The following is an 8,833-nucleotide window of genomic DNA, read 5'->3' on the forward strand; positions in this document are numbered from 1 at the left end:
ATCACCATACGTTCTCAAAAGTCGGACAGATCCAACACTTTCGTGTCGTGACGCCGACAAGAGCCTACATCAAATCGGCGCGACACAAACTCGGGGGCGGCTCAATTACCTATACCATCGCGCGGGCCATGCAGCTGCGATTGATCAATCCGTTTGGCAATACCCCCTACTAGGGGTGCCCTTCTGGGGAGTTTATCGTACCCCACTCGATCGTCATTCTGTTCTCCATCAAACGATGGAGGCATTCATGTATCTTCTTGTTCAGGCTCACGAATATCGCAAGCACGCTTCCCTGCTTGAGCAATCGTTCCGGCTGAGGAAAAGGGTCTTCGCTGACCAGCTCGGCTGGGATGTTTCAGTGTTTGGCGCTCACGAACGGGATCGGTATGATGATCTTCATCCTGCCTATCTCGTCTGGTGCGATGACGACAGGAAGGAGCTCTACGGATCGGTCCGGCTCATGCCGACCACGGGTCCCACACTTCTCTACGACGTCTTTCGCGAAACATTCCCCGATGCCTGTGATCTCATCGCACCTGGAATATGGGAGGGAACCCGCATGTGCATTGATGAGAATGCCATCGCGAATGACTTTCCCGACATGCGCCCCGATCGCGCTTTCTGCCTGCTTCTCCTGGCGCTATGCGAAGTGGCCCTCGACAACGGCATCGGTACTCTGATCTCGAACTACGAACCGCACATGAAGAGAATCTACAAGCGCGCCGGGGCAGCATTCGACGAGCTTGGTCGAGCCGATGGCTATGGCAGGTTCCCGGTGTGCTGCGGAGCCTTTGAGGTCTCGCAGCGTATCCGGGCCCAAATGCAGCAGAATCTGCGGGTTGCCGATCCGTTGTATGCGGGCCGTTCATTTTTCAAGCGCGAGATCGAATTGCCGGTGCTCATGACCGCTTAAGCCGAAGTGCGCGGCAACCAACACGACCGAGGAGACAACCCGGACTGAGTATCGAGGTTTCGAGAGGGCAAGGCTCGCTTCCAGCCTTGAGCGCCAGCCAATGAACAACGATGACAACAAATTCCGGAGCATCGGCTCCGCAGGCCTCGTCATTTTCGAGAGAGATGGCACCCTGTTGAGACGGAATAATCCGCCCAGGGATTTCATGCTTGGAGACATCAGCAACGAATTCGTCCAGATGCTGCAGCAGTTGCGAGAGATGAACGTTCGCTTTGGTTTCATCTCGGACGCAAGAGGAATGGATGCGGGCTCCCATGGCAGATCAGAATTCGCAGCCCTGACGCAGCTACTCGACAAGTTGCTGCGGGTCCGAGGGGCAATGCCGGATTTCTGGATGGCATGGAGCGGTTTCCCGCAGACAAGCGGATCACCACGACAGGATCCAGGTGATCGCCGCCGGAGAGATGGCGCCGGACCGATCCACCAAGCGATTGAGTGGTACGGCGTTGACAAGAAGGAGGCCATGCTCGTTGGTAGCACTGCGGCGGGTCTGTTTGCCGCAAACGTCACAGGTGTCACGAGTATCCAGTATCCCTCCCCGTCTGGAATTACGGACACCCAACGGCTTCGGGCCGATATCCAACGGATTTTGGGGCTGGGCCGCCGTCGATCAGCCTAAAGCCAGGATCGGGTGGGAATGACGGTCGGAGGCTCAGCGACTGCGGTCCCGATCTTTTTCTTGAGGCGGGCGAAGCTTGACCGATTTTTGCGCCTCTCGCGTGCGTTGTTGGGTCTTCTCACGGTTGCGATCGGCTTCAGGCCTGTCGTGCTCGGCATTAGACCGTGCAATGCGCGTTTGATCGATCGTACGGTTGTTCGAACTCTTGTTGACGACACCCTGCTCTGCAACGTGATCTCGACCGGCCGCAGACTTCGTCGCCAAACTATCCAGGCTGCTTTTATCTTTGCCGACTTCACCGCGATCGCGGTTTTTGGCCACACGTGAGTCGAGTTGGAGCCCAACGACTTTCCCAATGATTTTGGTTGCCTGTTCGAAGATCAGCCGATCGGATGGATTGGCAATCTTTGTAGCCAGGCTAACGGCAGTGCTCGCCAGAGTCTCCTTCGCGGCCTTCGCCTGGGCGGCGCTTATAGGTGTGGATCTCAGCATGTGCTCTGCTCCTTTTTCGCTTGTCGGGTCACGACCGGCACGGACGGCCACCTCAAGCCGCTGGTATTCACGTTGGAGCCCGATCGACAGGTCCTGGCTAAGTTCGCGCGCCGTGCTGGGCGCGGACCGGTCCTTCGCTATCCCGTCCAACATCTTCAGAACGAGTCCGACTGAGCGTCGGCTCTGGTCAAGCCGCTTTTGTGCATCCTGCAATCTGGGACCAGTCGGTGTATCTCGAAGCTTCGCCATGACTTTGTTAACGACGTTGCTCGGGGCCGTGGCTCCCATCCGCCGGAACATCTCCCATTCCCAACGCTTCACGGGAGGCGGACCGGCCCGCTCGAGGCGCTTTTGACGATCGATCAGGATACCACGTTCACGCGCCTTGTCGGCGAAACGGAGCCGCCATTCGGTAAAGTCTCGAATATTGGGATTGAGCATCTTGCCAGTCGAATTCCGCAGCGCGACGATCACATGCATGTGTGGATGCTTGTCGAGATCGTTGCGATTGTGGACTGCATAGGCATAGCGGTGCCCTGAAAATTGCTCTCTCAGGAAATCACGGCCGGCATCAATAAGCTTTTCGCGATCGACATTTGCCGGTCCTGACAGCAACAGGTGCATGAAATCCCGCGGCTGACGGGTTTGCATGAGGGCACCGACGATCTTCCCCTCCGCCGTCAGCTGCTTGTGATCCGCAGTAGTGATTTCGCGCCGCTCAGCGCCGTGGAGGTAACGTCCGCTCCGGCCTGGACGCTCCTCGACATGCGTCGTCGTCGAAAGCGTTACCTCCGCGCCCCTGCGCTGCATGGCGTGCAGCGTCGCCGTTAGCCCTTTCGGGCCTGACGAGAACTCGGCCGGGTATCGCGAGATCGGTGTGAGCCCCTCTTTCCGGAAAGCTTGATCCAGGCGTGCATCGATCACATGCGCCACATCGAGCTCTCCTGGAATGCGATTGCCGGTGCTTCGATCCGACCTGTCCTTCTTCTCATGGGCAATAACAAGTGCGAAATGCACTCTTGTCTGGCCGTTCACACCGTCGCTCACACTGAAAGCGTAGGTCCGGCTGGTGTCGCCGGCTTCATGGAAACCTTCGGCGGCGAGCGAAGCAAGCGCGCGGGCTACGCCTTCCCGATCGGTTTTCTCAAGCTCATAGGTCAGACGCAGCACGTCGCTGCTCCCCTTTCGGTTGCGGAAATCCCTTTCCCATGATCGCACCGCTTCGTTCAAATCCGATACTTCGCGACCGTCCTGATCCTGAGCCTTTTCTTCCTTGCTCTGGTAGGCAAGCACGTTACGGGCGGAAACAGCACCGGCACCATAGGACAGGACCTTGACCACCACAGCATTGTTGCCCGCGGCCCGGCTGATCGCCGAGGCCGCGCCGGGATGCTTGATCGACGGTCGCTTGCTCTGGCCAGCCGGCGGTCGTTTTCCGCTGCCGCCACCGCCGCCGCCGCCACGTCGGCGCAGATCGTCTTCGATCAGATCAAGGTAACCCGGCAGTCGCCGACCCTCGGGTCTAGACTTCGAGGGATTTCTGGAGACCTCGTTCATCGTGTTTCCTGATGAGCTCGACAATGTAAGACGACGGCCGAACAAAGGCGGCATCGCGGACGGCGTCGATGGCCCCCATCACCTCGTCCAGCTTCTGTGCAATCAATCTGGTGCCCTCGGCGTGTCCGACCTCTTGCGCTAAAAATGCCTCATTGCGCCAGGCAAGTTCGCGGAGAAACTGATGCATGTTCGCCATTTGCCGATCATGTTCCTCGATCATTGCGGGAACGTGCATGATCTCCCTGGTGACGATCAGCTTGGCGACGATGTTGACGGAGACGTCGAGCCGCCCGGCGAGAGCGTCGACATTCCTCAGGACGTGATCTGGTAGGCGAAACATGATGGGCGGCTGTCGCATGCGATCTACAGCCCCCTCGCCTTCAGCGCCTCCAGGATGAGCCTGTGCGTTGCCGACGACAGTTGCTCATGGCTCTCCAACGAAACCCGGAAAATCTTCGTCAGCACGTCGTCTTCGAGATAGAGCGATATCCGTTTTCGTTTGCTGGGCACGCCATCCGCCTTGACGGACGCCGGCGCCACAGGTCGCTCCTTGCGTTCTTGCCTGGCTGGCGTGGGGGCCTCAGGCACATCGGCCTCAGAAGACGCTGTTTCCGCTCCTTGTCCATCACGATCGGGCATGAGCGTGTCGAGATCGATAGTCGTCGGCATATACGATGTCGCGGCGTCCTCCACGTCCTTGGCCTGCTCTTCACGAGATCGGGCAAGGGCGAGAATGTTTCCGGCAGGCGTTCTTTCCCTCGACATCGTTTAGGCGGCCTCCGCCTGCAGAAGTGCGATGAACTCGTTGTTGATCCTTTTCACCAGATCAATCGCATCGAGCACGCTTTCCGAGGCCCGCCGCTTGGCCGACGGCGTCAACGAAGGATTGTCTGCAATACCAGCAAGCTTGGAGTAGAGCGAACCATAGCCCGCCCCGACATCGCTGAAATGGTTGCTCTTGCGGATGACTGTCTCGACCATCGGAATCCGGCCGCTCGTCAGGATGGCGTGGACCTCGGGAAGGGATCGATTGTGTTTGAGGGCAATCATGTCCACGTAGTTCCAGATCGCGGCATAAGGGATAGGTCCCCTGTCCCGCTTCCGGCCGATTTCCGTCAGGATCGTGGCCACCTTGATGGCTGATGTGGCAGCCGTCGGCTCGGGGATGACTGGAATGAGGATCGCATCGCACTCGTGGTAGACCTCGATCGCGCGCTGATGCACGTAACCACCGACATCGTAGATTCGGATGTCGGCGTCGGGGGCATTGTCGAGGCGCTCACGAAACCTGTCTCCGGGCGCTACGCGTAGATGCAACAATGTCCCGTCAGTCGGCAACAGTCCCCGCTTCATAGAGACATTGTACCAGCGCGTTGACGATTCCTGCTCGTCGCAATCGATCAGAAGGGTCCTGTGCCCCTGTTGCGCGAATTCCGCAGCGAGATTGACATTAAGGGTCGATTTGCCGGCCCCGCCCTTGAAGGTCGAAATTGCGAGCGAAAGAGGTTTGACTGTCATGAGGCTCCTCAATCTCCATCTCTATTTGAAGCTTCTCGCCCCGGCGCAGAACAGGATGGCGCACTCACCGCAGCCCACGGCGTCTGGCTGCGATGAGCTCGTCATTGAAGCGTACCATCTCCCGCTCATGAGCCGCCTCGGCAATCGGATCCCTTGCCGGCCAGAAGCGAAGGATCGGCAGGACGAGCAGCAGGAATGAGGTGATTGTCGCGGCCTTGAACCATGGGGATTGAGCGTAGAGATCGGCTGCCCATTGCCAAAGGTTCTCCGTCGTTTCCAGCGGCAGAAACGCATAGGAAAACGTCAGTACGATCAAGTAGCCGACGAAGGCCGCGACCAGGATGCACGCCGCTGACAGCAGCAAAAAGCACGCAATCTGAAGCAGGAGCAACAGGGCACGGAATGGAACAGTGAAGGCTATCAGCGCCTTCCGATACATCGCCATCATCTTGTCTCCACATGCAAATTGAGGACCGGACCAACCTTATCTCAATCTTCGCAGCGTTTCCATACTTGCACTCCAGTACAATTTCGTGCATGTTCAAAAAAGTCAACAGGCGACGGATGCGAACATGAAAAATGGCGCATGGCGATCTTCTCGCCACCTCATTTATGGCCTTTTGGGTGCTTTGATCTCGTTACCCGAGACGGCGTGGGCGGATACTGATGCCGGGTTCGTCAGCTACTACCAGCAGGCCTATGTTCAGGGGCGAGACCTGGTCCCGGCATCACCGAAACCACTTGATACAGCTTCGATCGCCACACGGCTTGATCTCCAGAGTGTCAGCCCGGAAGCAGCCTTGAGCGGCAGCGCATTTCTCGCAGCGGATGGAACGATCATCAAACTCGCCGGCGTGCAAGGCTGCCTTTCGACCGAGCCACTCGAATTCTCGGGTGTCATGGCGACTTGTGCCATGATCTCGCTGGCCGCGATGACGGCGACCATCGGCGAGATACAGGATGTCGACGGACCTGCAATTCCTTGTCATGAGCTCGGGCGGACCCCAGGCCAGCCGACGGTTCGGTATGCGGAATGCTTTTTCATGGACGGAGACACGGTGCGATCGCTCTCTGAAGTGCTGATCAGCAAAGGAGTGGCGTTTGCTTTCCGTGATCGAACTGGCCAGCCCATCTTCCCGGAATATGCTCGGGCGGAACAAGGCGCGCGAGGAACGAAAGCCGGTATCTGGGCCAGCGCCCATTTCCTCCATCCCTACGGTGAGCGTTACCGCGCCAATCCGACAATGCACTGATGCGGATCGGAACTTTGATGCTTATTTCCACGATCGCAGTCTCCGGCTTCTACGCAGGCTTCGTCATAATGCCGATGCTCACCGGTGGAGAGTTAACGCAAATGCAGCCTTCCAGGCTGCCGGTCGTTCCCGTTCAGGCATCGCAAGCTGACGCTCCTCCCACGGAAGACGCGGCGCTTCCGCCATCTTCCGCATTCACACCATTCCCAACGCATGCGCAGTTCGAGACTGGCGATAGCTGGGTCTCAAACGGGCGACGGCATCGGCTCTATGGTCTACAGGCATGCCTGCGCGGGACCACCGTTGCCGTATCTCCGGGGACCTCGCGCGACTGCGGTGAACTCAACGTAATCATGATGCAGGCGTTGGTCAGGGACACAAAGCCGGTCTGCGCCACCATTCAGATGGTTGACCAGAACAATGTGGTGGTCGCATGCCAGACGACGGCAGGCGAGCACCGGTATGATCTTGCGACCTACGTTATCGCGCAAGGATGGGGATTTGCGGCCGTCGACAGCACCGGCCAGGTGATTGTTCCCGGATATAGGGTCGCTGAGGAAAGCGCCCGCACCGCGCGCGCGGGTCTCTGGGACTATTCCGATATGCCGCACCCCGTCTCTGTGCTGATGCAACAGGCCGGAGTGTCGCGATGAAGCTTGCCACCATCACGTTAATTGTCCTCGCCCTCATCCCGACGGGGACGCTGGCGCAAGCCCGCCCCACAGACGTTCCGCGTCAGATATATGGCAAGGTTCAGGTCATCGATGGCACCACATTCAAGTTCGTCAAAACGCGTCAGCTCATCCGTCTGGCTGGATATGAAGCCCCCAGGCTGGCGCAGAACGCAACGACCGAAAGTGTGACATGGCCTGTCGGTCAGGTCTCGCGTGCCTGGATGATCCTTCAAACGCTCGGTCAGGACGTCAACTGCGCGCCTATCGGTCGTGACACCAACAAGAACCTGATCGCGCATTGTTTTGTTGGTGAGACAAATCTGGCAGCGACGGCAATCGCGGAAGGGATCGGCTACGCCTTCAACTATCGTAATGAACCCCAAGTCCCTGCCTATTTCGATATTGAGAGGAGGGCGAGAGGGCTTGGTTTCGGCATCTGGTCGTCGCCGGACCTGTCTCCTCCCTGGCTCTACAAAGCATCGCCAGAGCCTGGTGAGCAGTCCGATGGTGGCGCGCCAGCCACCGAAGAGGGGCTTCCTCTGCCCCTGCCCGTCACTCCCGACAAAGCACTGTCGTTCACGCAGGTGCACGGAGGTTAAATGAAACGCCCTTTCGAAACTTCGACCATTATTGCCATTCTACTGGCTGTTTCTCCGGTTGCCGCCGGCGCGCAGGACGGGGCCACCCAAACCCAGATCGAGCAACGCGATCCGGACTTTTGCGGTGCGGGCGGTGCTGGTTGTGATCCGGCAGACGTGCAGCAATGGAAGGCGGTTGGCAACAGGCTTACAGACCTGTCTTCGGCCGACCTTAGCCAATACGCCTACGCCTGCGCCAAGCATCGCGAATGGAAATCGGAGTGCGAAACCAATCCGATCGCTATCCTGAAGCGCCTCGGGATCGAAGGATATTGAGGTTGCCGATGAAGAAGCTCGACTACGGATCGCTTGTCGCCGCCGGCATTGCTTTCGTCGTGGGATCTGCCGGCGGGTACACGATCAACGCGTTTGAACGGGCCGACAGGATAGCGGAGCTTGAACAGGAGGTCGCGCGGCTTGAGAGTGAGCTTCAACGGCAGCCGGCGTTTGACTTTCCCGACGACAGTCAAGCGAGTGCCGCGATCGCCAAATCGGGCCGCACAATCCGCATCTCGGAGTGCAAACCCCGTCAGAACGCACCCGGTGTCACCTGTACCGGCATCATCACAACAACAAGCGGTTCCTTCGCGGGGACGACGCAGCCCGGCACCCTGTCCTTTGCGAAAATCGACGGCACCTGGGTGCAGATCCAATAGCCCCCTAAAGGAGACGGACGGTGAAAGCGATCATGTTCTTGGCCGCAGGCTTGATAGGCACGTTTGCGGGGGTGCCAGCAAAGGCACAGGACGCCGAATGGGGATGTCGGGTTCTGCTGTGTGCAGCATCGAAAAACCCATCCTGGCATGGCGTCCCCTATTGCGTTCCGCCCATGCGGAAACTCATCACCGCCATGTCCAAACCCGGCTTCTCCTGGCCGGTTTGCCATGAAGCAAAATCCGGAAAGCCGGGCCACGAAACCTACGAGGATTGCCCCGTGGGAACGACTGTCGGCTACTCATCGTCAGGCGGCGACAATAATTGGCGAGGCGAACCCGACCAGTGCGTCAAAACGGTCAATGTCTGCGGAACCTCCGGCCACTACTTCAACAGCAATCGGGATGGCGAAAGCTGCATCCAGCAGATTGCCACTCCGCGCCCTCGCCGCGCGG

The 8,833-nt window shown here is 58.6% G+C and carries 13 protein-coding genes; 8 read left to right on the forward strand and 5 right to left on the reverse strand.

Features of this window, described 5'->3' with window-relative positions; genetic code table 11:
- Positions 1-247 precede the first annotated feature (247 nt).
- Entirely contained in the window at positions 248-913 is a 666-nt protein-coding gene (locus ACODTZ_RS35930) for an acyl-homoserine-lactone synthase (RefSeq protein WP_035226595.1), read from the forward strand.
- A gap of 100 nt (positions 914-1,013) precedes the next feature.
- The gene (locus ACODTZ_RS35935) at positions 1,014-1,592 is read left to right on the forward strand and encodes an HAD family hydrolase (RefSeq protein WP_035226596.1); all 579 of its coding nucleotides are present in this window, start codon (positions 1,014-1,016) and stop codon (positions 1,590-1,592) included.
- Between the two features lie 33 nt (positions 1,593-1,625).
- On the opposite strand, the gene ACODTZ_RS35940 is transcribed toward ACODTZ_RS35935, so the two are convergent.
- From ACODTZ_RS35940 to ACODTZ_RS35960, 5 genes are all read right to left on the reverse strand, one after another.
- Entirely contained in the window at positions 1,626-3,641 is a 2,016-nt protein-coding gene (locus ACODTZ_RS35940; RefSeq protein ID WP_489032083.1) for a relaxase/mobilization nuclease domain-containing protein, read from the reverse strand.
- Positions 3,607-3,999 carry a hypothetical protein gene (locus ACODTZ_RS35945; RefSeq protein WP_072492871.1) on the reverse strand — a complete coding sequence of 131 codons (393 nt, stop codon included), beginning with the start codon at positions 3,997-3,999 and terminating at the stop codon, positions 3,607-3,609. The genes ACODTZ_RS35940 and ACODTZ_RS35945 overlap by 35 nt, the downstream gene beginning before the upstream one ends.
- A 5-nt stretch (positions 4,000-4,004) precedes the next feature.
- Positions 4,005-4,406, reverse strand: a complete 402-nt coding sequence (locus ACODTZ_RS35950) for a hypothetical protein (protein WP_036588673.1) — start codon at positions 4,404-4,406, stop codon at positions 4,005-4,007.
- A gap of 3 nt (positions 4,407-4,409) precedes the next feature.
- Positions 4,410-5,159, reverse strand: a complete 750-nt coding sequence (locus ACODTZ_RS35955; RefSeq protein WP_036588675.1) for a ParA family protein — start codon at positions 5,157-5,159, stop codon at positions 4,410-4,412.
- 64 nt (positions 5,160-5,223) lie between these two features.
- Entirely contained in the window at positions 5,224-5,604 is a 381-nt protein-coding gene (locus tag ACODTZ_RS35960) for a hypothetical protein (protein ID WP_072492903.1), read from the reverse strand.
- A 127-nt stretch (positions 5,605-5,731) separates the two neighbouring features.
- Here ACODTZ_RS35960 and ACODTZ_RS35965 point away from each other — a divergent pair, with 127 nt between their 5' ends.
- The 6 genes from ACODTZ_RS35965 to ACODTZ_RS35990 form a co-directional block, all read left to right on the forward strand.
- A complete protein-coding gene (locus ACODTZ_RS35965; protein WP_036588678.1) occupies positions 5,732-6,412 on the forward strand; it encodes a nuclease in 681 nt (226 codons plus the stop codon).
- A gap of 17 nt (positions 6,413-6,429) precedes the next feature.
- Entirely contained in the window at positions 6,430-7,065 is a 636-nt protein-coding gene (locus tag ACODTZ_RS35970) for a thermonuclease family protein (protein ID WP_036588681.1), read from the forward strand.
- Entirely contained in the window at positions 7,062-7,685 is a 624-nt protein-coding gene (locus ACODTZ_RS35975; protein WP_036588684.1) for a thermonuclease family protein, read from the forward strand. Before ACODTZ_RS35970 ends, ACODTZ_RS35975 begins: the two co-directional genes overlap by 4 nt.
- The gene (locus ACODTZ_RS35980; RefSeq protein WP_172873170.1) at positions 7,686-8,000 is read left to right on the forward strand and encodes a hypothetical protein; all 315 of its coding nucleotides are present in this window, start codon (positions 7,686-7,688) and stop codon (positions 7,998-8,000) included. It abuts the gene before it with no gap.
- 8 nt (positions 8,001-8,008) lie between these two features.
- The gene (locus ACODTZ_RS35985; protein ID WP_036588689.1) at positions 8,009-8,380 is read left to right on the forward strand and encodes a hypothetical protein; all 372 of its coding nucleotides are present in this window, start codon (positions 8,009-8,011) and stop codon (positions 8,378-8,380) included.
- Positions 8,381-8,412: 32 nt separating this feature from the next.
- A partial coding sequence (locus ACODTZ_RS35990) for a hypothetical protein (protein ID WP_489032088.1) occupies positions 8,413-8,833 on the forward strand: 421 nt, incomplete at its 3' end.

Source organism: Rhizobium sp. FG113 (genome assembly GCF_057809895.1).

Excerpts from the sequence above, each read along its gene's own strand:
- ACODTZ_RS35930 (WP_035226595.1), top strand. The coding sequence starts at position 248 with ATGTATCTTCTTGTTCAGGCTCACGAATATCGCAAGCACGCTTCCCTG.
- ACODTZ_RS35935 (WP_035226596.1), top strand. The coding sequence starts at position 1,014 with ATGAACAACGATGACAACAAATTCCGGAGCATCGGCTCCGCAGGCCTC.
- ACODTZ_RS35940 (WP_489032083.1), bottom strand. The coding sequence starts at position 3,641 with ATGAACGAGGTCTCCAGAAATCCCTCGAAGTCTAGACCCGAGGGTCGG.
- ACODTZ_RS35945 (WP_072492871.1), bottom strand. The coding sequence starts at position 3,999 with ATGCGACAGCCGCCCATCATGTTTCGCCTACCAGATCACGTCCTGAGG.
- ACODTZ_RS35950 (WP_036588673.1), bottom strand. The coding sequence starts at position 4,406 with ATGTCGAGGGAAAGAACGCCTGCCGGAAACATTCTCGCCCTTGCCCGA.
- ACODTZ_RS35955 (WP_036588675.1), bottom strand. The coding sequence starts at position 5,159 with ATGACAGTCAAACCTCTTTCGCTCGCAATTTCGACCTTCAAGGGCGGG.
- ACODTZ_RS35960 (WP_072492903.1), bottom strand. The coding sequence starts at position 5,604 with ATGGCGATGTATCGGAAGGCGCTGATAGCCTTCACTGTTCCATTCCGT.
- ACODTZ_RS35965 (WP_036588678.1), top strand. The coding sequence starts at position 5,732 with ATGAAAAATGGCGCATGGCGATCTTCTCGCCACCTCATTTATGGCCTT.
- ACODTZ_RS35970 (WP_036588681.1), top strand. The coding sequence starts at position 6,430 with ATGCTTATTTCCACGATCGCAGTCTCCGGCTTCTACGCAGGCTTCGTC.
- ACODTZ_RS35975 (WP_036588684.1), top strand. The coding sequence starts at position 7,062 with ATGAAGCTTGCCACCATCACGTTAATTGTCCTCGCCCTCATCCCGACG.
- ACODTZ_RS35980 (WP_172873170.1), top strand. The coding sequence starts at position 7,686 with ATGAAACGCCCTTTCGAAACTTCGACCATTATTGCCATTCTACTGGCT.
- ACODTZ_RS35985 (WP_036588689.1), top strand. The coding sequence starts at position 8,009 with ATGAAGAAGCTCGACTACGGATCGCTTGTCGCCGCCGGCATTGCTTTC.